Consider the following 21,408-nt stretch of genomic DNA (forward strand, 5'->3'; position numbering starts at 1 on the left):
CCTTCAGCCTCACGCCCGAGCAGCCCGAGCCGCTGGAGCGCCTGCCTTACATCGTTGTGGTGATCGACGAACTGGCCGACCTGATGATGGTGGTCGGCAAGAAGATCGAGGAACTGATCGCCCGCCTGGCGCAAAAAGCCCGCGCCGCCGGCATCCACCTGGTGCTGGCCACCCAGCGCCCCAGTGTCGACGTGATCACCGGCCTGATCAAAGCCAACATCCCGACCCGCCTGTCCTTCCAGGTCAGCAGCAAGATCGACAGCCGCACCATCCTGGACCAGATGGGCGCGGAGGCTTTGCTGGGAATGGGTGACATGCTTTACATGCCGAGTGGTACAGGCTTTCCAATCCGGGTGCATGGTGCGTTTGTGAGTGATGACGAAGTGCACCGCGTGGTGGCTTACCTGAAGCAGCAGGGCGAACCCAATTACATCGACGGCGTGCTCGAGGGCGGCACCGTCGACGGCGAAGACGGGGACCTGCTGGGCGACGGCGGCAACGGCGGCGGCGAGAAAGACCCGATGTACGACCAGGCTGTGGAAGTCGTGCTGAAGAACCGCAAGGCCAGCATTTCACTGGTGCAGCGTCACCTGAAGATCGGCTACAACCGCGCGGCGCGGCTGGTCGAAGATATGGAAAAAGCCGGGCTGGTCAGTGCCATGAGCGGCAGCGGCCAGCGCGAAATCCTGGTGCCCGCAAGGGCGGAGTGACGATCATGATGAAAAAGTATTTTGCAATCGCAATTGTTCTGACGGCGGCTTGCGCGCATTCCGCCTGGGCCAACGGCCTGGAAAGCCTGGAGGCCTTCGTGAAGACCGTGAGCAGCGGCCGCGCCGACTTCACCCAGGTCGTCACCGCGCCGGCCAGGGACGGGCAGGCCGCGCGCAGCAAAACCTCCACCGGCACCTTCGAGTTTTCCCGGCCCAACCGCTTTCGCTTTATTTACAAGAAGCCCTTCGAGCAAAGCATCGTGGCCGACGGCCAGACGCTGTGGCTCTACGACGCGGACCTGAACCAGGTCACCTCGCGCAAGCAGTCCAGCGCGCTGGGCTCCACCCCTGCAGCCCTGATTGCGGCAGCGCCTGATTTGCGCGCGCTACAGGCCGACTTCACCCTGGCGTCGGCGCCCGACGCCGACGGCCTGCAATGGGTGGTGGCCACGCCCAAGGCCAAGGACGGCCAGTTGCAGGCCGTACGCGTGGGTTTTCGCCCTGGTGAAAAATCCTCGGGCCTGGCCGCGCTCGAGATCATCGACAGTTTCGGCCAGCGCTCCGTGCTGAGCTTCAGCAAGGTCGAGGTTAATCCCAACCTGCCGGCCGACACCTTCCGCTTCACGCCGCCCAAGGGTGCGGACGTGATCCGGCAGTAAACAGGTTTTAGGCCACGGGAGGCTTGGGAAGCCGCTGCGCAGGATCGTAGAAAAAGGTTTCCTCCGCGATGCGCTCGCCCTCCCAGCGCTGCCAGGCGAGCTCTTCCATCTCGGTGCGGCTGCCGTCCTGCCACTCAAAGCGGAAGATCCACCGGATCACCACGTTATCGCCCTGGAGGAGTGCAGGGCGCACGCAGGTCGAGGTCAGTGACTTCGCTCTCTCCATTACCTTCTGCTCGCCCAGCACCAGCTTGTCGCGTCCCACGCGCGGCGAGGCCTGGTTTTCCTGCATGGACGCGTTCTCGGTGTAGAACTCTTCAATGGCTTCGGCATGGGCGTTTTGTTCCACGCGGGCAATAAATCGTTCCAGGGTTTCGGGGCTTGGCATGAGATGTTCCTTCGGAGCTTCCTGCTGTTGTACAGGACTTGCCGCAACCCTGCCGGCGGGTCGGGCTCCGTGGCTTAGACTCGTGTCATTGCCCCTCATCATCCCCTTGACCTTCCGTTTTCCAGCCTCCCCGTGAAAGCCGCCTCCTCCAACCACCAGCCCCTGGCCGAACGCCTGCGCCCGCAAAACCTGGGCGAAGTCATAGGCCAGCAGCATTTGCTGGGCGAGGGCATGCCGCTGCGCATCGCCTTCGAGTCCGGCCAGCCGCACAGTTGCATCCTTTGGGGGCCGCCCGGCGTGGGCAAGACCACCATCGCGCGGCTCATGGCCAGCAGTTTTGACGCGCACTTCATCACCATCTCGGCCGTGCTGGGCGGCGTCAAGGACATACGCGAGGCGGTGGAGCAGGCCAGCATCTGGCAGGCGCAAAGCGGTCGCCGCACCATCGTGTTCGTCGACGAGGTGCACCGCTTCAACAAGAGCCAGCAGGATGCTTTTTTGCCGCATGTGGAAAGCGGCCTTTTCACCTTCATAGGCGCGACCACCGAAAACCCCTCGTTCGAGGTGAACTCGGCCCTGCTGTCGCGCGCCGTGGTCTACGTGCTGCAGCCGCTGGGTGAGGCGGACCTGAAGCAGATCGTGGCCAAGGTCCTCGCGGAAAAAGCGCTGCCGGCTATCGAAACCATTGCGGATGACGCCGCCGACCGCCTGGTGGCCTATGCCGACGGCGACGCCAGGCGCCTGCTCAACACGCTGGAGTCCCTCAGCGTCGCGGCCAAGGCCGAAAAGGTCACCGAGGTCAGCGACGCCTGGCTGCTCAAGGTGCTGGGCGAGCGCCTGCGCCGCTACGACAAGGGCGGCGAACAGTTCTACGACACCATCTCGGCGCTGCACAAGTCGGTGCGCGGCTCAGACCCCGACGCCGCGCTCTACTGGTTCATGCGCATGCTGGACGGCGGCGCCGAGCCGCGTTACATGGCGCGCCGGCTGGTCCGCATGGCCAGCGAAGACATAGGCCTGGCCGACCCGCGCGCCCTGCGCATGGCGCTGGACGCCGCCGAGGTCTATGAGCGCCTGGGCTCCCCCGAGGGCGAGCTCGCGCTGGCCCAGTGCGTGATTTACCTGGCGGTGGCGCCCAAGTCCAACGCGGTCTACAAGGCCTTCAACGAAGCCAAGGCCTTCATCAGCAAGGACGGCACCCGCCCGGTGCCTTTGCATTTGCGCAATGCACCAACAAAGCTCATGAAGCAGCTCGACTACGGCAAAAACTACCGTTATGCCCACGACGAGGAAGACGGCTTCGCGGCAGGCGAGAACTACTTCCCCGAAGGCATGCGGGCCCCGGGCTTTTATCGGCCGGTCAACAGAGGGCTGGAAATGAAAATTGCTGAAAAGCTCGAGCAACTGCGCGTAAAAAACGACGGGAAGAAATGAACCCCACGCAGGCAGCCCGCGTGGATTGCCGTCGGCGGGCCATGAAACAGGCCTGCCATGGTCCGGGCCGGTGCTCCCCAAAACGGCGCATACGCTTTCTGCATGGCATGCCCCGTCTGCGCATGCCTCAAGGGGAAACCTCCGCTTGATACTACCGACTCCTCAATTCATCAGGAGTCGTCATGTCGTCAAGTTATTGCGTAAAAAGCGCTCTTTCCGTACTGCTCGTTGTTTCGGCAGCTTCGGCTTTCGCCCAGGACAAAGTAAGAATAGCCGTCGTCGGCCCGCTGTCCGGCCCCGCCGCAAATTACGGCAAGGACAACGAGCGCGGCGCGCAGCTTGCCATTGAAGACCTCAATGCCAGCCAGTTCAGGATTGGCGGCAAGGCCGTGAAGTTCGAGCTGATTTCAGAAGACGATCAGGCCGACCCGAAACAGGGGACCGCCGTTGCGCAAAAATTGGTCGATAGCGGTGTCAATGGTGTCGTGGGGCATAACAACAGCGGCACCACCATTCCCGCTGCCCGGATTTACAGCGAGGCAGGCCTTCCGCATATCACGCCTGCGGCTTCCAATCCGAAACTCACCCAACTGGGCTACAAAACCACGTTCCGCACCATTGCCCACGACGGAATGATAGGTAGCGCATTGGCTGTTTTTGCGGCCACCAAGCTCAAGATTCACAGCGTCGCCTTGATTGACGACCGTACGGCATATGGCCAGGGCCTGGCGGACGAGTTTGAAAAAACCTTCAAATCGTTGGGCGGAACAGTCGTCGCGCGTGAATTTACCAGTGACAAGGCCACTGATTTTTCTCCCATCCTGACGACGATCAAGGGCAAAAAGGCGCAGGCCGTCTTTTTTGGCGGCCTGGATGGGCAGGCCGGTTCCATGCTTCGCCAAATGGCCCAGTTGGGGATTGGACAGCTTCCCTTCATGGGCGGTGACGGTGTCTGCACCGGTGATCTGCCCAAGCTTGGTGCGCAGGCGGTCGGAAAAAACGTGATTTGCGGCGACGGCGGCGAAGCCTTGATGGATATGAAGGGAGGCCCCGGTTTTGCTCAACGCTACAAAGCCGCCTACAGCACCGATGTCGTGGTTTACGCACCTTATGCCTACGACAACGTCATGATATTGGCCAATGCCATGCGGGCTGCCGGTTCTGCGGAGCCCGCCAAATACCTGGCCTATGTCGGCAAGACAAAGTATGAAGGCATCACCGGGCATATTGAATTTGACGGAACGGGCCAGCGCAAGAACGCGGCCGTCACGCTGTCCACCTATCCGCAGGGTGTCAAAACCACGCTTGTCACCATGAAGTGACAGCGCCTGCCCAGCCAGGCGCCAGGCGAAAAGACAGCGGCGTTGATTCCCGCTGCTGCCCTCCTGGTACCCGTCCCGCAACGCGACCCATAGTGCGATCGTCAGCGGGGCGGTTCCTCCATCTTTAACGCAATGGTTGAAACATTGATGCGAAAAACAAGGATTGCCGTCCTGGGCACCGGGGGCACCATCGCGGGCGAAGCCAGTTCCGCATCCGACGTACTCAGCTACCAGGATTCGCAGCTTTCCGCGGCCGACACTTTGGCGCCGTTGGCCCCTTACCTGCCCAGGGAGGTCGAATTGCTCGCGCTGCAGATCAGCCAGTTGGGCAGCGAAAACTTCTCCACCGATACCTGGCTTCTCCTGGCCCATGCGATTTCCCGGCTCGACCAGACCGAAGAGCCGGACGGCTTTGTGCTGACGCAGGGAACCGATACGCTGGAGGAAACCGCCTACTTTCTGCACCTGGCTTTGAAGACGGCCAAGCCGGTCGTGGTGGTGGGGGCCATGCGGCCCGCAACCGCCATCAGTGCGGATGGACCTTTGAATCTCCTGCGGGCGGTGCAACTCGCGGCCAGCCCCCAGGTGCGAGGATTTGGTGTGATGGTCGTGGCAAATGAACGGATCTTTTCGGCCCGGGAGGTGACCAAATCCCATACGTCGTCAATCGACAGTTTTTGCAGTCCGGAATTCGGATGCGTCGGCTATATGCAAAACGGCGATGTCAAACTTCATCGGATGCCGTCGCGCCACCATACGATTAATTCGCCTTTCAGTGTGTCGGGCCTCCAAAGCCTGCCCAAGGTGGATATTGTTTATGCCTACGCCGGCGCGGGTAGCGAAAGTATTCGGGCTTTCCTGGACGGTGGCACACGCGGCCTTGTCCATGCGGGCACCGGAAACGGGTCGATTTCCAGCGTTCACCAGATGGCTTATCGTGAGGCGATTCTCCGTGGCGTCGCGGTCGTCAGGAGCTCCCGCACCGGAAGCGGGCTTGTGTCGCGCAACGGCGCGGTAGACGACGACGCTTTCGGCAGCATAAGCTCCGACACGCTCAGCCCCCAAAAAGCCCGTGTGCTGCTCAGTCTCGCACTGACCCTGAAGCAGGACGCGCCGGAACTGCAGCGCTACTTTGACAACTACTGAGCCCGATTTGCGATGTCAACCAGCTTGAATCAGGCGGGCCTGGGCCGCGAAATGCTCAATAAACTTTTTCTCAGGAAGTGTGGCCTGGTGTGTAACCAGGCGCATTGCGGCCACCCGTATGGGCACTTCGGGGCTAAAGGGCAAGACCTGCGCGCCGTGCAGCTTTCCCAGTGCACCCGTCAGGGAGTCAACCAGCGCGACGCCCATCCCCTGTGCGGCCAGATGCATGGCCACTACGCTGGTTTCGACCGAAACATTGCGGGTGAGCGCAATGTCCGCCATCCCGTCCGTCTGGGCGATCAGCGACGCAACAAGGTCATCCTTGCTCAATCCGATGATGTTGCAGGAAGCAAGGTCCTGGACGGAGATGGTTTTTTTGGCTTTCGAAAAATAGCCGGATGTCGACACCGAACAGAAAAAGGCCTGCAGCAGGTCTGTGGTCGCCAGCGCCGCATGCGCTACCGGTTCATAAACAAATCCGATATCGACGTGCCCGGCCAGAAGCGCATCAACAAGGGAGTCGTAATGGTAGGTTTCCAGTGTCAGCTTGCATTTGGGATATTGCCCAATGAATGATTTAACCGCTCGCGGCAATACGGCTGTGGCCAGGGAAGGGACGGCTGCGATCCTTAATTGCCTGGTACCGCCGTTGCGCAAGCCCGCGGCCAGCGAGGCGGCGTGGCTCATCGATTCCATGATTTTCAGAATCGCCGGACGCAGCTGCTGGGCTTCGTCTGTCGGCGCCATTCGCCCTTGCTGGCGATGAAACAGGAGGAAGCCGAGTTCATTTTCCGCGCTTGAGATAAGGCGGGACACGGCCGGCTGCGAAAGGTTGAGCATCTTTGCCGCGCCTGTGACGGTGCCGCAAAGGAATACCGCGTTGATAGCCTCGTATTTATGAAACCGCATGTCGCAATCCAAGAATGGAGAAATTGACTTATTTATTCAAGCGGTTTGGCGAAGCCTGCGAGGCTGGTATCCCACTTGGTGTCCCATTAGGCTTGATTTTCAAGAACAACTCGCATAAGAGAAACTAATGAAAAATTAAAATTCGATGTTTCACTGAATGTTAAGGGTAAACCCCGCGAAAACCGCCCACTTGGCCCGATTCTCGCTTAAGGCCGATGGCTACAATTCGCGGATTAGCTCGCCACCCAACCCAGTTACCTGGTTTTGATAGGCGGGCTTTTTGTTAACTCGCGCCAGCCGCCGGTGATCCCGGCGTAGGGCGGCCGCCAGGCGGAGTTCACAATTTCAATCAATCGGACGGGAGAGTGAGTTATGGAAGTATTGCTACAGCAGATCATCAACGGTCTGGTCCTGGGCAGCATGTATGCCCTGATCGCCCTGGGCTACACGATGGTGTACGGCATCATCAACCTGATCAATTTTGCGCACGGCGAGGTTTTGATGGTGGGCGCGCTCACCAGCTGGACCATCATCGGCCTGATGCAGAGCTCCATGCCGGGCACGCCGGGCTGGCTGATCCTGCTGATATCGCTGCTGATCGCCTTTGTCGTCTGCGGCGCCCTGAATTTCGCGATTGAGAAAATCGCCTATCGGCCGCTGCGAAATTCTCCCAAACTGGCCCCGCTGATCACCGCCATCGGCATGTCGCTGCTGCTGCAGACGCTGGCCATGATGATCTGGAAGCCCAATTACAAGCCCTATCCCACCCTGCTGCCGAGCGAGCCCTTCCAGGTCGCCGGCGCCGTCATCACGGTGACCCAGCTCTTTATCCTGGGTGCCACGGTTGTTTCCCTTTCCATCCTGATGTGGCTGGTCCATTACACCAAGCTGGGCCGCGCCATGCGGGCCACCGCCGAGAACCCGCGTGTGGCGGCGCTCATGGGCGTCAAGCCCGACACCGTCATCTCGGCCACCTTCATCATCGGCGCCGTCCTGGCGGCGCTGGCCGGCGTCATGTACGCCTCCAACTACGGCACGGTGCAGCACACCATGGGCTTTTTGCCGGGCCTCAAGGCCTTCACGGCGGCCGTTTTCGGCGGCATCGGCAACCTGGGCGGCGCGGTGCTGGGTGGCATCCTGCTGGGCCTCATCGAATCGATTGGCGCGGGCTACATCGGTCCGCTGACGGGCGGCGTGCTGGGTAGCCAGTACTCCGACATCTTCGCCTTTATCGTGCTGATTTTTGTCCTCACGCTGCGGCCTTCAGGCCTGCTCGGTGAGCGTGTAGCGGACCGGGCGTAAGGCCTGTCCATCCGTACACAAGGAGAACATTCATGAATACCACGCAATCCAAAAAACTGGTGACCTTCCTGGTCGTCGCGGCGGCGCTGCTGGTGCTGCCCCTGATCCTGCAACAGGGCGGCAACGCCTGGGTGCGCATCGTCGACATGGCACTGCTCTACGTGCTGCTGGCCCTGGGCCTGAACATCGTGGTCGGCTACGCCGGCCTGCTGGACCTCGGCTACGTCGCCTTCTTCGCCGTCGGCGCCTACCTGTTCGCGCTGCTGGGTTCGCCCCACCTGGCCGAAGCCTTCCCCTGGATCGCCAAGGACTTCCCGAACGGGCTGCACCTGCCGATCTGGGCCATCATTCCGGCCGCCGCGGCGCTCGCCGGTTTCTTCGGCGTGATGCTGGGCGCCCCGACGCTCAAGCTGCGCGGCGACTACCTGGCCATCGTGACGCTGGGCTTCGGTGAAATCATCCGTGTGTTCCTGAACAACCTGGACCGCCCCATCAACCTGACCAACGGACCCAAGGGCATCAACCAGATCGACTCGATGAAGTTCTTCGGCTTCGACCTGGGCAAGCCGCATGAGTTCTTCGGCTTCGAGGTCAACTCGGTGTCGATGTACTACTACCTGTTCCTGGTGCTGGTGATCGTCTCGGTCGTCATTTGCCACCGCCTGGAAAACTCCCGCATAGGCCGCGCCTGGATGGCGATCCGCGAAGACGAAATCGCCGCCAAGGCCATGGGCATCAACACCCGCAACCTGAAGCTGCTGGCTTTCGGCATGGGCGCCACCTTCGGCGGCGTGTCCGGCTCGATGTTCGCCGCCTTCCAGGGTTTTGTCTCGCCCGAATCCTTCAGCCTGATGGAGTCGGTGATGATCGTCGCCATGGTGGTGCTGGGCGGCATCGGCCACCTGCCGGGCGTCATCCTGGGCGCCTTGCTGCTGGCCGCACTGCCCGAAGTGCTGCGCCACGTGGCCGGCCCGCTGCAGGCCATGACCGACGGCCGCCTCGATTCCGCCATCCTGCGCCAGCTGCTCATCGCCCTGGCCATGATCACCATCATGCTGATGCGGCCGCGCGGCCTCTGGCCTTCCGCTGAGCACGGCAAGTCGCTCAACAAGGTCCCCGGCAAAGACCCCATCCAGTCAATCAACCCCTAAGGAGAATGGACATGAGCGAAACCATTCTTAAAGTCTCCGGTGTCTCCAAGCGCTTCGGCGGTTTGCAGGCCCTGAGCGACGTCGGCATCCACATCGAGCGCGGCCAGGTCTACGGCCTGATCGGCCCAAACGGCGCCGGAAAGACCACCTTCTTCAACGTGCTGACCGGCCTTTACACGCCCGACAGCGGCACCTTCGAGCTCGCCGGCAAGGCTTACAAGCCGACCGCCGTGCACGAAGTGGCCAAGGCCGGCATTGCCCGCACCTTCCAGAACATCCGCCTCTTCGCCGACATGACGGCGCTCGAGAACGTGATGGTCGGCCGCCACATCCGCACCAACTCCGGCCTCATCGGGGCCGTGCTCCGCACGCCGGGCTTCAAGCAGGAGGAGGCCGCGATTGCCAAGCGTTCGCAGGAACTGCTCGACTATGTCGGCATCGGCAAGTACGCCGACTTCAAGGCGCGCACCCTGAGCTACGGCGACCAGCGCCGCCTGGAAATCGCCCGGGCTCTGGCCACCGACCCGCAACTGATCGCGCTCGACGAGCCGGCCGCCGGCATGAACGCCACCGAAAAAGTGCAACTGCGCGAACTGATAGACCGCATCCGCAAGGACAACCGCACCATCCTGCTGATCGAGCATGACGTCAAGCTGGTCATGGGCCTGTGCGACCGCGTCACCGTGCTCGACTACGGCAAGCAGATCGCCGAAGGCGCGCCCGCCGATGTACAAAAAGACGAAAAAGTGATCACCGCCTATCTGGGCACCGGTCATTGAAGGAAAGCAAGAACATGGCAGCAAACACACTCCTCAAAGTGACCGGCCTGAAGGTCGCCTACGGCGGCATCCAGGCGGTCAAGGGCGTTGACTTCGAAGTCCACGACGGCGAACTGGTGACCCTGATCGGCTCCAACGGCGCCGGCAAAACCACCACCATGAAAGCCATCACCGGCACCTTGCCGATGCTGGACGGCGACATCGAATACCTCGGCAAAAGCATCAAGGGCCGCGGCGCCTGGGACCTGGTCAAGGAAGGCCTGGCCATGGTGCCGGAAGGCCGCGGCGTGTTCACCCGCATGACCATCACCGAGAACCTGCAGATGGGCGCCTACATCCGCAGCGACAAGGCCGGCATCGCCGAAGACATCGAGAAGATGTTCGTGCTCTTCCCGCGCCTGCGCGAGCGCAAGGACCAGCTGGCCGGCACCATGTCCGGCGGCGAGCAGCAGATGCTGGCCATGGGCCGCGCGCTGATGAGCCGTCCCAAGGTGCTGCTGCTGGACGAGCCGTCCATGGGCCTGTCGCCCATCATGGTCGACAAGATTTTCGAGGTCGTGAAAGACGTCTCCGCCCGCGGCGTGACGGTGCTGCTGGTCGAGCAGAACGCCAGCCGCGCGCTGGGCATCGCCAACCGCGGCTACGTCATGGAGTCGGGCAACGTCACCATGAACGGCGACGCGAAAGAGCTGCTCAACGACCCGCGCGTGCGGGCCGCCTACCTCGGCGAATAAACTGAAAACCCCGCATGCCGGACGGCGTTGCGGGGTGCGCATTACAGCCGTAACTTGAGCGAAGCGGCGCGGGGTACAAATCCCTTGCGGCGCCAAATCTTTGGGCATAGAGTTCAAAAGGTGCGCACCAGGCGCACCTTTTTTCGAACTCCGGGGAGTTGAACATGAACCCATCCATTGTCCGTACCGCCGCCGTGATCCTGGCCTTCCTGGCCTCGTCCCTGTCCACGGGCGCCTCCGCCCAGTCGCTGCGCTGCAAGGGCGACCTGGCGCAGATCGGCAACTCCAAAGGGACCATCCTGCAAAAATGCGGCGAGCCCGTCATGAAAGACAGCTTCTGCAAACCCACGCAGGAAACGGTGGCCGGCGCGCCCGTCGTCTCCGGCAACAGCACCAACGTCACCAACATCACCGTCAATAGCTGTGTGCAGGTCGAAGAGTGGACTTACAACCCCGGCTACGGGCAGTTCATGACCATGCTGCTGTTTGAGGGAGGGTCCCTGACGAGCATTCGCTACGGAGAGCGCGTAACCCGCTGAGCCATCACGGCGATGGACAAATAAAAAGACCGGCCCCCTTGCGGGTGCCGGCCTTTTTTCATGGGCGCTGGATTTGATTCGGGCCTGTTCAGTCCACCTTCGCGCCGGAAGCCTTCACCACTTTTTCATACTTGGCGAGTTCGCTTTTCATGAAGGCGCCGAACTGCTCGGGCGTGCTGGCCACGGGTTCGGCCATCAGCGTGGCGAAGCGGGTTTTGGCTTCGGGGGAATTCAGCGCGGCGACAAAGGCCTGGTTGAGTTTGGTCACCACATCTTTCGGCGTGCCGGCGGGCGCCACCAGGCCCCACCAGGTGTCGATCTCGAAGCCCTTGAGTGTTTCGGCGACCGTGGGCACGTCGGGCAGGAGGGCGCTGCGCTGGGCAGTCGTCACCGCCAGCGCCTTGAGCTTGCCGGCCTTGATGTTGGCAGAGGCCGTGGCGAGGTTGTCGAAGTTGAAATCCACCTGGCCGCTGAGCAGCGCCAGCTGCGCCGGATTGCCGCCGTTGTAGGGAATGTGCAGCGCGAAGATGCCGGCGCGCGCCTTGAACATTTCGCCGGCCAGGTGGCCCGCGCTGCCGTTGCCGCCGCTGGCGTAGTTGAGCTTGGCCGGGTTGGCCTTGGCGTACTTGATGAGGTCGGCCAGCGTGTGGATGTTCAGGCGCTGCGCGGTGTCGGCGTTGATCACCAGCACATTGGGCACGCGCACCATCTGCGTGATGGGCGCGAAATCGGTGGCGGCGTTGTAAGGCATCTTGCTGTAGAGCCAGGGGTTGATGGCGTGCGTGGCCACCGCGGAAATGCCTATCGTGAGGCCGTCGGGCGGCGCCTTGGCGATCGCATCGACGCCGATGTTGCCGCCGCCGCCCGGCTTGTTTTCAATGATGACGGTGCCCAGCGAGTCCTTCACACGCTCGGCCATCAGGCGTGCCGTCACGTCGATGGGGCCGCCGGCGGCATACGGCACGATGATGCGCATGACCCTGGACTGGGCCAGCGCCGCGGGCGACGAGAGGGCCGCGCCGGCCAAAAAAAGTACAGCCAGGCTTCTGGCGAGCAGGGTGGGCAGGGTGAGGGTGGGGGTGGGGCGGGTGTTCATGGCCCTATTGTTGCAAAAAACCGCGCGCCGCCGCTGCGGGGTTGGGTTCACGGTTCAGTGGCCCATAAAAAAGCCCCGGCTGATGCATCAGCCGGGGCGTTTCTTTTTCTTCTTCTTTATTCTTCTTGTTTGTCAGGGATGCCGCTGAGTTTTGAGATCTCAGGTTTCGGCGGGAACGGTTGCCTGGGCCTTTTCCTTCTCGGTCACAAAAGAGTCGGCGTAAAACTCGTCCTCCGGCAAGCCGGCCGCGATGTAGGCGGCCTGGGCCGAATCCACCACGATGGGCGCGCCGCAGGCATAGACCTGGTGGCCCGACAGGTCAGAAAAGTCTTCCAGCACAGCCTGGTGGACAAAGCCGGTTCGGCCCGTCCAGTTGTCTTCGGGCAGGGCGTTGGAGACCACCGGCACATAACGCAGGTTCGGCATTTCAGCCGTCTTGGTCTTGACCCACTCGTCCATGTACAAATCGGCCGGGCGGCGGCCGCCCCAGTACAGCACGGCCGGGCGCGTGATGCCCTTGAATTGCAGGTGCTCGATCAGCGCCTTGATGGGCGCGAAGCCGGTGCCCGAGGCCAGCAGCACCATGGGCTTGTCGCTGTCTTCGCGCAGGTAGAAGCTGCCGAAGGGGCCCTCGATGCGCAGGATTTCCTTTTCCTTCATCGGGCCGAAGACGTGCTCGGTAAACTTGCCGCCCGGCATGTGGCGGATGTGCAGTTCCACGCCCGGGTTTTCGGCCTGGGTGTGCGGCGCATTGCCCATGGAATAGGCGCGGCGGTCGCCGTCGCGCAGCAAAAACTCCACATACTGGCCGGCGTGGTACTTGAAAACGTCGCTGGCCGGCAGCTGCAGGCGCACCAGCATCACGTCGTGCGAAGCCTTGGCCAGGCTATTGATGCGCACCGGCATCTTCTTGACCGGGAAGGCGCTTTCATCGGTGACGTGGCGCGATTCGATGACAACGTCGGAATGGGCCGTGGCGCAGCAGGTCAGGATGAAACCGGCGGCTTCTTCCTCGGGCGACAGGGCCTTGACCTGGTGGGCGCCGTGGGTCACCGTACCCTCCAGCTTTTTCGACTTGCAGGAGCCGCAGGCACCGTCCTTGCAGCCGTAGGGCAGGCCTATGCCCTGGCGGATGGCGGCTGCCAGCAGGGGCTCGTCCACCTGGGCAATGAAAGTCCGGCCGCTGGGCTGCACGGTCACGTTAAAGCTCATATTCGGTATCCTTGCGGTATCTGTTCTCGACCTGGCCGGTTTCCCCGGCAACCCCCAATTTTGCCCTCAAACTCGAATCCCTTAGGCGCACTGCCTTTTCGCTTCCGCCGGGAGCGGATTTTGATCGTCGGCTGCGGCGACGTGGGCCTGCGCGCGGCCCGGCAACTGCCGCGCAACGCCAGGCTCATGGCACTCACCTCGTCGGCCGCGCGCGTGCCCGAATTGCGGACTCAACGCATCACGCCGCTGCAGGGCAACCTGGACGACGGCGCCTCGCTGCGCCGCCTGGCCGGGCTGGCCACGCGGGTGCTGCACCTGGCTCCGCCCCCCAGCGACAAGCCCGACTGGCGCTACGACCCGCGTACCCTGGCCCTGCTGCGCGCCCTGCGCCTGCGCAGCCTGCCGCGCTCCCTGGTCTACGCCTCCACCAGCGGGGTGTACGGCGACTGCGGCGGCGATTGGGTGCGCGAAACCCGGCCGCTGAACCCCCATACGCCGCGCGCCTGGCGCCGCGTGCATGCCGAGGCGCACCTGCGGGTCTTCGGCCGCGCCACCGGCACGCGCGTGCACCTGCTGCGCATCCCCGGCATTTACGCACCCGACCGCGAAGGCGGCACGCCGCGCGGCCGGCTGCTCAAGGGCACGCCGGTGCTGCGCGCCGAAGACGACGTTTACACCAACCACATCCACGCCGACGACCTGGCCCGCGCCTGCCTGGCGGCGTTGTGGCGCGGCAAACCGCAGCGCGCCAGCAACGCCAGCGACGACACGCGGCTCAAGATGGGCGACTACTTCGACCTGGCGGCAGACCTTTACGGCCTGCCGCGGCCGCCGCGCCTGGCGCGCGATACGGCGCAGGACGAGCTGCCCCTGATGCTGCTGAGCTTCATGAGCGAGTCGCGCCGGCTGGACAACAGCCGCCTCAAAAAAGAGCTGCGCGTGCGGCTGTGCTATCCCACGGTGGCCGAGGGGCTGGTGGCGGAATAAGCCTCCGGCCGGCTAACCGGGTTGAAGGCCGGCAATTCGCTGAATAGAGGCCTTTTTCCCGTGCTCTTCATCGGCATCGGCCTGCGCCTTTCTTGATACCGTGCCTGAGTTGGGCTCTCCCGCATCTTGAGACGGGAGAGGCTTGCAGGAGACAACACCATGCAATTGGACAACTTGAAGGTCAGCACGCGGCTTGGGATGGGCTTCGGCCTGGTATTGCTGCTGACGGCCAGCCTGATGGCGGTGGGCTTGACCCACATGGCCGGCGCCGGGAACGGCGAAGGCGGCTCGCGCGCTGGGGCCACTGCGGCGCTCAGCGCCTGGTCGCAGGCCAGCGCGCGCGCGACCCTGGAACTGGCCCTGGCGAGCGATGCCGCCCAGGCGGCCGCCGCGCGCCAGCAACTCGCGGCCGGCGAAAAAACCGCAGCGGATGCGCTGGCGGCACTCGACGATGGCGCGCCGCCTGCCGAAGAAAAAGCCTTGCTCGCGCGCGCGCGCAGCGCGCAGTCGGCCCATGCACAGGCCCTGGGCAAGATCAACAAACAATCCGAAGCGGGTGACCGCGGGGGCGCCGCCCGCGCATGGATGGGCGAAGCGCGCCCCACGCTGGACCGGCTGCAACTGGAACTGGCCGCGTTGACGGAACTGCAGGCGCGGCAGGCCAGGGCCGGCATCGCATCGGCGCAGCGCTGGATGGTAGCGCTCGGCCTGGCCGCCCTGCTGGTGGGCTGCCTGGTGGCCTGGCGCTTGAGCCGCAGCATTGCGCAGCCGCTCAAGGAAGCCATCTACATCGCCGAAACCGTGGCGGCCGGCGACCTGAGCCAGGAATTCGCCACCGAGCGCGGAGGCGACTTCGGCCGTCTGCTGGGCGCACTCGGCGGCATGGAAGACACGCTGACCGACCTGGTCAGCCGCATCAAGGGCTCGACCGATTCGATCACCCTGGCGTCGCGCGACATCGCCGCCGGCAATGCCGATTTGTCGCGCCGCACCGAAGAGCAGGCGGCTTCGCTCGAAGAAACCGTCTCCAGCATGGAAGAGTTGACCTCCACCGTGAAGCTCAATGCCGAGCATGCGCGCTCGGCCAGTGGTCTGGCGGCCAATGCGTCCGGCACCGCCGAACGCGGCGGCGCGGTGGTGGCCCAGGTGGTGGACACCATGGCGGCCATCAGCGGCAGTTCCAAAAAAATCGTGGACATCATCGCCGTCATTGAAGGCATCGCCTTCCAGACCAACATCCTGGCGCTCAACGCGGCGGTCGAAGCCGCGCGCGCCGGCGAGCAGGGCCGCGGTTTCGCGGTCGTGGCGACCGAAGTGCGGGGCCTCGCGCAACGCAGCGCGGAGGCGGCGCGCGAGATCAAGACGCTGATCGCCGACTCCGTGGCCCACGTCGAGAACGGCTCTGAACTGGTCGGCCAGGCCGGCCGCACCATGCAGGACATCGTGCAGGCCGTCAAACGCGTGAGCAGCCTGCTTGAGCAGATATCCGCCGCGTCGGTGGAGCAGAGCAACGGCATCGAGCATGTGAACAAGGCCATGGTGCTGATGGACCAGGCGACGCAGCAGAACGCCGCGCTGGTCGAGCAGGCCTCCACGGCGGCGGCCTCGCTGGCCGAGCAGACGCTGCAGCTTCAGGCCGCGGTGGATGAGTTCAAGCTGGATGACGAGCCGGAAGCCGCGCCGTCGGCCGCGCTGCACTTCCAGGCCATAGGCAGGGACCTGCACCGCACGGCGCCCGTCCCCGCGTAAGTTCGTTCAGATACCCGGCGGTTTTTTCAGCGTCAGCATGCGGTCCTGGCCGCGCAGCACGATGGTCTTGATCTCCGCGCCCTGCAGCACCGTGAGCCGGATTTCCGCGTCGGGCGCGGCGTGGTCCCAGAGCTTTTTGTAGAAGGCCTCCAGCGTCGCGACCTTCGCGTCGTCCACCGCCAGCACCACGTCGCCCGCCTCCAGCCCGGCCAGGTCCGCAGGGCTTTCCTTGCTGACACGCAGGATCTGGATGCGCCCGCCCTGGTCGTTGGAGGTGATGCCCAGCCACGGCCTGCGGCTCTTGGCGCTATAGCCCGCGCGCTGCAGTTCCGCGAGGATGGGGCGCAGCAGGTCTATGGGCACAAACATGTTGCCCGGCAGGCGGCGGTTTTCGCCCGTCGCATCCGACACGAACAGCGAGCCTATGCCCATCAGCTCGCCCCGCTGGTTGAACAGCGGCGCGCCGCTGTGGTTGCCGCCGCTGGCCATCACCGGCGGGCTGGTGAACAGCGCGGACTCGATGTGGTATTCCCAACTGCCCGAGAACGCGCGCCGGCTGACCAGCCGCGTCATGCTCACGTCGCCGTCGTCGTCGCCCTGCGGGCCGGTCACCGCCATCAGCGGCTCGCCCGGCTGCAGGTCCCGGCTGCTGCCCAGGGCCGCCACGGCCACGTTGCGCAGCGGCAGCAGCGGGCGCACCAGCCCGAAGCCGGTAGCCAGGTCGTAGGCGACGGCACGGGCCGGCAGTGTCTTGTTGTCCTGGGTGACGATCTCGATCTGCTCGGCCTCCAGCATCAGGTAGCCGATGGTCAGGATCAGCCCGTCCTGGCTGATCAGCACGCCCGAGCCCGCGCGCCGCAGGCCCAAAGTTTCGGCGGACCGCGCGCCTTCCGTCGCCGTGACCTTGACCCCGACCACGGCCGTCGTGGCCCGCGTCAGCGCATCGATCATGGCTTGGGCCGGCGGCGGCGGCGTGGCCGCGTGGGCCGCGCCCAGCAGCAGGGTGCCGGAGAGGAGGAGACAGAGCCAATGACGCAAACGCAAGCTGCACATGACGGACTCCAGACGCGGCAAGAGGGCGCGGGCAAAGAGGACAGGCCAGCCGCGCCTCAAGAATGCGCTTTATTAAATGGCGTTGCAAGCGGCAGGGTCAAAAAATCCGGGGGTAAAAGTAACAGCCTTGTGCTGCCTACCGTCTCGGAGGAAAAAACAAAAAAGCCGTCCATGAACAAGGTCATGAGACGGCTTTCGGGATGTGGTGCCCGGGGCCGGAATCGAACCGGCACGCCTTGCGGCGGGGGATTTTGAGTCCCCTGCGTCTACCAATTTCACCACCCGGGCTGGAATGAGCGAAGCCTCAAATTATGGCACAGTGTGGTCATGAACTATCCAACCATTGAAGACGCGATTGGCAAAACGCCATTGGTCGCGCTGCAAAGAATTTACGCCGCAGAGAACGCCGCACGAGGCAACGTCATCCTGGGAAAGCTTGAAGGCAACAACCCCGCCGGTTCGGTGAAAGACCGGCCGGCGCTGTCCATGATCAAGCGCGCCGAGGAGCGCGGCGACATCAAGCCGGGCGACACGCTGATCGAAGCCACTTCGGGCAACACGGGTATTGCCCTGGCCATGGCCGCCGCGATCAAGGGCTACAAGATGGTCCTGATCATGCCCGAGGACCTGAGCATCGAACGCGCCCAGACCATGAAGGCCTTTGGCGCCGAGCTGATCCTGACGCCGAAAAGCGCCGGCATCGAATATTCGCGCGACCTGGCCGACCAGATGCAGAAAGAGGGCAAGGGCCGGGTGCTGGACCAGTTCGCCAATGCCGACAATCCGCGCATCCATTACGAGACCACCGGCCCCGAAATATGGACAGATACGTCAGGCAAGGTGACACATTTTGTCAGTGCGATGGGCACGACTGGCACGATCACCGGGGTTTCGCGCTACCTGAAAGAGAAAAATCCGGCCATCAAGATCATCGGCGCGCAACCCAGCGAGGGTTCACGCATCCCCGGCATCCGCAAATGGCCACAGGAATACCTGCCGAAGATTTACGACGCCAGCAAGGTCGACGAGCTGGTGCTCGTCAGCCAGGCCGATGCTGAAGACATGTGCCGGCGCATGGCGCGCGAAGAGGGGATTTTTGCCGGCATCTCGGCCGCTGGGGCGCTCTGGGTGGCGCAGGAGATCGCCAGGACCGTGAAAGACGCGGTCATCGTCTTTGTGGTCTGCGACCGCGGCGACCGTTACCTGTCCACCGGCGTGTTTCCGGCTTGAGGCCTTTCCAGGTGTGTACCGGCAGCTATTGAAAATATAGCGGGCGGCGCGCCTGAATCCCTTCTTTTCCACCTTTATTCCCCTCACCATGACCCACGAATTCCGGTTTTGCCCGAACTGCGCGACCCCTCTGGCCATGGTGTCGCAGATGGAAGACGGCGGCGAAAAGGCGCGGCTTCGCTGCCCGGCTTGCGGCTTCACCCACTGGAACAATCCCACGCCCGTGCTGGCCGCCGTGATCGAATACCACGGCCAGGTGCTGCTGGCCCGCAACGCGGCCTGGACGGGCAAGATGTACGCGCTGATCACCGGCTTCATGGAAGCCGGCGAGACGCCGCAGGGCGGCATCGAGCGGGAAATCAAGGAAGAAACCAACCTGGAAACCAGCTCGCTGGACCTGATCGGCGTCTACGACTTTCAGCGCATGAACCAGGTGATCATCGCCTACCACGCGGTGTGCACGGGCGAGGTCAGCCTGTCGCCGGAGTTGGTGGATTACCGGCTTTATGACCTCGACAAGATCAAATGCTGGCCCGCGGGCACGGGCTACGCGCTGGCCGACTGGCTGCGCACGCGCGGGCATGAGCCGGAGTTTGTGGAATGGGCCAAACGGACGGAATAGCAGACCGGATTGGCTTGCCGGACTGGGGTTGTCCCGCTGAAGGGGCTTTGCGCTTTGCTTAAAATCGCAGCAACCCAAGGATTTCCATGAACATCGACAAAGAACTCGACACCCGCGGCCTGAACTGCCCGCTGCCCATCCTGAAAGCGAAAAAAGCGCTGACCGAAATGGCCAGCGGCCAGTTGTTGCGGGTGGTGTCCACCGATTCGGGCTCGACCCGGGATTTCCAGGCCTTTGCCAAGCAAACCGGCAATGAACTCGTCGAGCAGCAGGTTGCCGGCAGCGACTTCATCCACGTGCTCAAGCGCCGCTGAGGCGCATCGTTCAGGCCTGCTTGCGACGTTCCCGGCCCGACCAGCCGATCTGCAGGTTTTCCAGGTAGTTCCTGAAATGAGCACCCACTTCGGGGTGCTCCAGCGCCAGCTCGACCGTGGCCTCCAGGAAGCCCTCTTTGCTGCCGCAGTCGTAGCGTTTGCCTTCGTATTGCAGGGCGTAGACCGTTTCCTTGGCCAGCAGGCTTGAAATGCCGTCGGTGAGCTGCAGTTCACCGCCCACGCCGGCCTTCTGGCTGCGGATATGGTCAAAAATCGCCGGCGTCAGGATGTAACGCCCGGCCACGCCCATGCGCGACGGTGCCACGTCGGGCGCCGGTTTTTCCACGATTTTCCGGACTTTCATCAGGCCCGTGCTGGCGCCTTCGGTGGCGACGATGCCGTAACGGCGGGTCTGGTCCTGCGGCACTTCCTGCACCGCCAGGATGGATTGCTGGACTTCGGCGAACTGTTCGGCCATCTGGGCCAGCACCGGCTTGCCGCCTTTGGGTCCGACCATCAGGTCATCGGCCAGCAAGACCGCGAAAGCTTCCTGGCCGACCAGGTGTTCAGCGCACAGCACCGCATGGCCCAAACCCAGGGAGCGGGGCTGGCGAACGTAGGAAAAATTCATGTCGTCGGGCTGGACGGATCGCACGAGGGCCAATAAGGCGTGCTTTTGGGCTACTTCCAGCTCGTTCTCAAGCTCGTAGGCAGTATCAAAGTGATCTTCGATGGCCCGTTTATTGCGTCCTGTCACAAAAATCATGTGACGGATGCCTGCCGCGTAAGCCTCTTCCACCGCGTACTGGATCAGCGGCTTGTCGACGACGGGGAGCATTTCCTTGGGCTGGGCCTTGGTGGCCGGTAGAAACCGGGTGCCGAGACCGGCCACCGGGAACACTGCTTTGTGTAATGTAAATTTTTGCATCGACTTTGATCGGGGAAAAGACTAGAGTGTTGCGTTGTTGAGACAATCGCGCGGGTCGGACAAGCGCTCGACTTGACGTGGTCCCACGGCGCAATCTGCAGTCTGCAGGAAAAAGGACTCACTGGGTGGACATCTTACTTCTTGACGCACTCGTGCCCGAGGCTATGGCGTGGCTCGAAACCCGGCACAGCGTGGGCTACCATCCGGAGCTTGCCGATGACCTGATTTCCCTGCGCAAGATTGCCTATAAAACCAAGGGCATCGTCTTTCCGCGCCAGACCGTCGTCACGCGCGAATTCCTCGACTTCCTGCCCAAACTCAGGGCCGTGGGCCGCCTGCACGTGGGCACGGACAACACCGACCTCGAAGCCTGCAAGGAGCGCGACATCAAGGTCGTGCATGCCAGCAGCGCCAACGTCCGTTCCAATGCCGAATACCTTTTGAGCAGCCTGCTGCTGCTGTATCGCCGCGGCCTGGTGTCGGCCCTGATGGGACGCCGCCACCCGACGACGCAGATGGGCCGCGAGCTGCACGGCAGCACCGTAGGCATCCTGGGCCTGGCTCCGACCGCGCACACGCTGGCCGGCATGCTGAGCGGCCTCGGCGTGCGCCTGATCGGCTACGACCCGGCGGTGCACCACACGGCGCCTATCTGGGAGCGCCTGCGCATACAGCCGGTGTCGTTGCCCGAGCTTGTGGCCCAGGCCGACGCGGTGTCGGTGCAGATGCTGTATGCCACACGCTTTCGCGGCTTTGTGAATGAAAAACTGCTGGCGGGCTGCAAGCGCAACCAGCTGTGGGTGGGCATCAGCCGCAGCGAACTGTTTGACGAAACCGCGCTGGCGGCGGCGCTGTGCGACGGCCGTATCGAGGCCTGCATCCTCGACGGCGCCGAGGCCAGCTTCCTGGGCGACACCTCCCCGCTCAAGGGCCTGAAGAACTTGTTCGTCACGCCGCGCCTGGGCTCGCACACGCGCGAGGCGCGCCTGCGCTCGAGCTGGTATGTGGCGCACCGCATGCATGAAGCCATAGGCGCGGCGCAGCACAGCGGCATGGACCAGCTGCCCAGCGGGCCCATGGACCTGGAGCCGGGCGGGGTCTCCCCCTCCCAATGGTCCGAGCCCGAATTCATGATCCGGTGACC

The 21,408-nt window shown here is 63.4% G+C and carries 22 protein-coding genes and 1 tRNA gene; 16 read left to right on the forward strand and 7 right to left on the reverse strand.

Translation table 11 applies throughout. The features are described from left to right. Positions 1 to 710: DNA translocase FtsK (locus ACLV74_RS09055; protein ID WP_411879058.1), on the forward strand; the 710-nt coding region annotated here is incomplete at its 5' end. Positions 711 to 715: 5 nt separating this feature from the next. Further along, positions 716 to 1,369: an outer membrane lipoprotein chaperone LolA gene (gene lolA / locus ACLV74_RS09060; RefSeq protein WP_411879059.1), complete on the forward strand. Its 654-nt coding sequence runs from the start codon at positions 716 to 718 to the stop codon at positions 1,367 to 1,369. Between the two features lie 7 nt (positions 1,370 to 1,376). On the opposite strand, the gene ACLV74_RS09065 is transcribed toward lolA, so the two are convergent. Beyond that, positions 1,377 to 1,757, reverse strand: a complete 381-nt coding sequence (locus ACLV74_RS09065; RefSeq protein ID WP_411879060.1) for a nuclear transport factor 2 family protein — start codon at positions 1,755 to 1,757, stop codon at positions 1,377 to 1,379. Positions 1,758 to 1,889: 132 nt separating this feature from the next. Between ACLV74_RS09065 and ACLV74_RS09070 the strand changes: the two genes are divergently transcribed. The 3 genes from ACLV74_RS09070 to ACLV74_RS09080 all read left to right on the forward strand — a co-directional run bounded on the left by ACLV74_RS09070 (position 1,890) and on the right by ACLV74_RS09080 (position 5,659). After that, on the forward strand, positions 1,890 to 3,191 hold the full coding sequence (locus ACLV74_RS09070) for a replication-associated recombination protein A (protein WP_411879061.1): 1,302 nt from the start codon (positions 1,890 to 1,892) through the stop codon (positions 3,189 to 3,191). A 182-nt stretch (positions 3,192 to 3,373) separates the two neighbouring features. Next, positions 3,374 to 4,513 carry a branched-chain amino acid ABC transporter substrate-binding protein gene (locus ACLV74_RS09075; protein WP_411879062.1) on the forward strand — a complete coding sequence of 380 codons (1,140 nt, stop codon included), beginning with the start codon at positions 3,374 to 3,376 and terminating at the stop codon, positions 4,511 to 4,513. Positions 4,514 to 4,645: 132 nt separating this feature from the next. Continuing rightward, positions 4,646 to 5,659, forward strand: coding sequence for an asparaginase (locus tag ACLV74_RS09080; protein WP_411879063.1), 1,014 nt, complete (start codon positions 4,646 to 4,648; stop codon positions 5,657 to 5,659). Positions 5,660 to 5,674: 15 nt separating this feature from the next. On the opposite strand, the gene ACLV74_RS09085 is transcribed toward ACLV74_RS09080, so the two are convergent. Next, positions 5,675 to 6,568, reverse strand: coding sequence for a LysR family transcriptional regulator (locus tag ACLV74_RS09085; protein ID WP_411879064.1), 894 nt, complete (start codon positions 6,566 to 6,568; stop codon positions 5,675 to 5,677). A 372-nt stretch (positions 6,569 to 6,940) separates the two neighbouring features. Here ACLV74_RS09085 and ACLV74_RS09090 point away from each other — a divergent pair, with 372 nt between their 5' ends. From ACLV74_RS09090 to ACLV74_RS09110, 5 genes are all read left to right on the forward strand, one after another. Continuing rightward, positions 6,941 to 7,870 (forward strand): branched-chain amino acid ABC transporter permease, encoded by a 930-nt coding sequence (locus ACLV74_RS09090; RefSeq protein ID WP_411879065.1) that lies wholly within the window; start codon positions 6,941 to 6,943, stop codon positions 7,868 to 7,870. A gap of 32 nt (positions 7,871 to 7,902) precedes the next feature. Continuing rightward, entirely contained in the window at positions 7,903 to 9,021 is a 1,119-nt protein-coding gene (locus ACLV74_RS09095) for an ABC transporter permease subunit (protein ID WP_411879066.1), read from the forward strand. 11 nt (positions 9,022 to 9,032) lie between these two features. After that, positions 9,033 to 9,800, forward strand: a complete 768-nt coding sequence (locus ACLV74_RS09100; protein ID WP_411879067.1) for an ABC transporter ATP-binding protein — start codon at positions 9,033 to 9,035, stop codon at positions 9,798 to 9,800. Between the two features lie 14 nt (positions 9,801 to 9,814). Beyond that, positions 9,815 to 10,534, forward strand: coding sequence for an ABC transporter ATP-binding protein (locus ACLV74_RS09105; RefSeq protein ID WP_411879068.1), 720 nt, complete (start codon positions 9,815 to 9,817; stop codon positions 10,532 to 10,534). 164 nt (positions 10,535 to 10,698) lie between these two features. Further along, the gene (locus ACLV74_RS09110) at positions 10,699 to 11,073 is read left to right on the forward strand and encodes a DUF2845 domain-containing protein (RefSeq protein WP_411879069.1); all 375 of its coding nucleotides are present in this window, start codon (positions 10,699 to 10,701) and stop codon (positions 11,071 to 11,073) included. A gap of 88 nt (positions 11,074 to 11,161) precedes the next feature. Here the strand turns inward: ACLV74_RS09110 and ACLV74_RS09115 are convergent, their stop codons facing one another. Next, positions 11,162 to 12,169, reverse strand: a complete 1,008-nt coding sequence (locus ACLV74_RS09115) for a Bug family tripartite tricarboxylate transporter substrate binding protein (protein ID WP_411879070.1) — start codon at positions 12,167 to 12,169, stop codon at positions 11,162 to 11,164. Positions 12,170 to 12,328: 159 nt separating this feature from the next. Further along, positions 12,329 to 13,381, reverse strand: coding sequence for a CDP-6-deoxy-delta-3,4-glucoseen reductase (locus ACLV74_RS09120; RefSeq protein WP_411879071.1), 1,053 nt, complete (start codon positions 13,379 to 13,381; stop codon positions 12,329 to 12,331). Positions 13,382 to 13,441: 60 nt separating this feature from the next. Here ACLV74_RS09120 and ACLV74_RS09125 point away from each other — a divergent pair, with 60 nt between their 5' ends. Together ACLV74_RS09125 and ACLV74_RS09130 are read left to right on the forward strand one after the other, a co-directional pair. Further along, positions 13,442 to 14,368, forward strand: coding sequence for an NAD-dependent epimerase/dehydratase family protein (locus ACLV74_RS09125; RefSeq protein ID WP_411879072.1), 927 nt, complete (start codon positions 13,442 to 13,444; stop codon positions 14,366 to 14,368). Between the two features lie 159 nt (positions 14,369 to 14,527). Further along, entirely contained in the window at positions 14,528 to 16,117 is a 1,590-nt protein-coding gene (locus tag ACLV74_RS09130) for a methyl-accepting chemotaxis protein (protein ID WP_411879073.1), read from the forward strand. Between the two features lie 6 nt (positions 16,118 to 16,123). Here the strand turns inward: ACLV74_RS09130 and ACLV74_RS09135 are convergent, their stop codons facing one another. Both ACLV74_RS09135 and ACLV74_RS09140 read right to left on the reverse strand, forming a co-directional pair. Then, on the reverse strand, positions 16,124 to 17,170 hold the full coding sequence (locus ACLV74_RS09135) for a S1C family serine protease (RefSeq protein ID WP_411879074.1): 1,047 nt from the start codon (positions 17,168 to 17,170) through the stop codon (positions 16,124 to 16,126). 203 nt (positions 17,171 to 17,373) lie between these two features. Beyond that, positions 17,374 to 17,458: transfer RNA gene (locus ACLV74_RS09140), tRNA-Leu, on the reverse strand. Positions 17,459 to 17,497: 39 nt separating this feature from the next. Between ACLV74_RS09140 and cysM the strand changes: the two genes are divergently transcribed. The 3 genes from cysM (at position 17,498) to ACLV74_RS09155 (ending at position 19,336) form a co-directional block, all read left to right on the forward strand. Beyond that, on the forward strand, positions 17,498 to 18,400 hold the full coding sequence (cysM, locus tag ACLV74_RS09145; protein ID WP_411879075.1) for a cysteine synthase CysM: 903 nt from the start codon (positions 17,498 to 17,500) through the stop codon (positions 18,398 to 18,400). A gap of 88 nt (positions 18,401 to 18,488) precedes the next feature. Further along, positions 18,489 to 19,022: an NUDIX hydrolase gene (locus ACLV74_RS09150; protein ID WP_411879076.1), complete on the forward strand. Its 534-nt coding sequence runs from the start codon at positions 18,489 to 18,491 to the stop codon at positions 19,020 to 19,022. A gap of 86 nt (positions 19,023 to 19,108) precedes the next feature. Next, positions 19,109 to 19,336, forward strand: a complete 228-nt coding sequence (locus ACLV74_RS09155; protein WP_411879077.1) for a sulfurtransferase TusA family protein — start codon at positions 19,109 to 19,111, stop codon at positions 19,334 to 19,336. Between the two features lie 10 nt (positions 19,337 to 19,346). Here the strand turns inward: ACLV74_RS09155 and galU are convergent, their stop codons facing one another. Further along, entirely contained in the window at positions 19,347 to 20,264 is a 918-nt protein-coding gene (gene galU / locus ACLV74_RS09160; RefSeq protein ID WP_411879078.1) for a UTP--glucose-1-phosphate uridylyltransferase GalU, read from the reverse strand. A 125-nt stretch (positions 20,265 to 20,389) separates the two neighbouring features. Between galU and ACLV74_RS09165 the strand changes: the two genes are divergently transcribed. Beyond that, complete coding sequence (locus ACLV74_RS09165) at positions 20,390 to 21,406, forward strand: NAD(P)-dependent oxidoreductase (RefSeq protein ID WP_411879079.1); 1,017 nt, start codon at positions 20,390 to 20,392, stop codon at positions 21,404 to 21,406. The last annotated feature ends 2 nt before the right edge of the window (positions 21,407 to 21,408 follow it).

The sequence above is a fragment of the Polaromonas sp. YR568 genome, assembly GCF_943369415.1.
GTDB lineage: Bacteria > Pseudomonadota > Gammaproteobacteria > Burkholderiales > Burkholderiaceae_C > Polaromonas.

Excerpts from the sequence above, each read along its gene's own strand:
- ACLV74_RS09130 (WP_411879073.1), top strand. The coding sequence starts at position 14,528 with ATGCAATTGGACAACTTGAAGGTCAGCACGCGGCTTGGGATGGGCTTC.
- lolA (WP_411879059.1), top strand. The coding sequence starts at position 716 with ATGATGAAAAAGTATTTTGCAATCGCAATTGTTCTGACGGCGGCTTGC.
- ACLV74_RS09100 (WP_411879067.1), top strand. The coding sequence starts at position 9,033 with ATGAGCGAAACCATTCTTAAAGTCTCCGGTGTCTCCAAGCGCTTCGGC.
- ACLV74_RS09105 (WP_411879068.1), top strand. The coding sequence starts at position 9,815 with ATGGCAGCAAACACACTCCTCAAAGTGACCGGCCTGAAGGTCGCCTAC.
- ACLV74_RS09155 (WP_411879077.1), top strand. The coding sequence starts at position 19,109 with ATGAACATCGACAAAGAACTCGACACCCGCGGCCTGAACTGCCCGCTG.
- ACLV74_RS09085 (WP_411879064.1), bottom strand. The coding sequence starts at position 6,568 with ATGCGGTTTCATAAATACGAGGCTATCAACGCGGTATTCCTTTGCGGC.
- galU (WP_411879078.1), bottom strand. The coding sequence starts at position 20,264 with ATGCAAAAATTTACATTACACAAAGCAGTGTTCCCGGTGGCCGGTCTC.
- ACLV74_RS09135 (WP_411879074.1), bottom strand. The coding sequence starts at position 17,170 with ATGTGCAGCTTGCGTTTGCGTCATTGGCTCTGTCTCCTCCTCTCCGGC.
- ACLV74_RS09115 (WP_411879070.1), bottom strand. The coding sequence starts at position 12,169 with ATGAACACCCGCCCCACCCCCACCCTCACCCTGCCCACCCTGCTCGCC.
- ACLV74_RS09065 (WP_411879060.1), bottom strand. The coding sequence starts at position 1,757 with ATGCCAAGCCCCGAAACCCTGGAACGATTTATTGCCCGCGTGGAACAA.
- cysM (WP_411879075.1), top strand. The coding sequence starts at position 17,498 with ATGAACTATCCAACCATTGAAGACGCGATTGGCAAAACGCCATTGGTC.
- ACLV74_RS09080 (WP_411879063.1), top strand. The coding sequence starts at position 4,646 with ATGGTTGAAACATTGATGCGAAAAACAAGGATTGCCGTCCTGGGCACC.
- ACLV74_RS09090 (WP_411879065.1), top strand. The coding sequence starts at position 6,941 with ATGGAAGTATTGCTACAGCAGATCATCAACGGTCTGGTCCTGGGCAGC.
- ACLV74_RS09095 (WP_411879066.1), top strand. The coding sequence starts at position 7,903 with ATGAATACCACGCAATCCAAAAAACTGGTGACCTTCCTGGTCGTCGCG.
- ACLV74_RS09150 (WP_411879076.1), top strand. The coding sequence starts at position 18,489 with ATGACCCACGAATTCCGGTTTTGCCCGAACTGCGCGACCCCTCTGGCC.
- ACLV74_RS09075 (WP_411879062.1), top strand. The coding sequence starts at position 3,374 with ATGTCGTCAAGTTATTGCGTAAAAAGCGCTCTTTCCGTACTGCTCGTT.
- ACLV74_RS09110 (WP_411879069.1), top strand. The coding sequence starts at position 10,699 with ATGAACCCATCCATTGTCCGTACCGCCGCCGTGATCCTGGCCTTCCTG.
- ACLV74_RS09120 (WP_411879071.1), bottom strand. The coding sequence starts at position 13,381 with ATGAGCTTTAACGTGACCGTGCAGCCCAGCGGCCGGACTTTCATTGCC.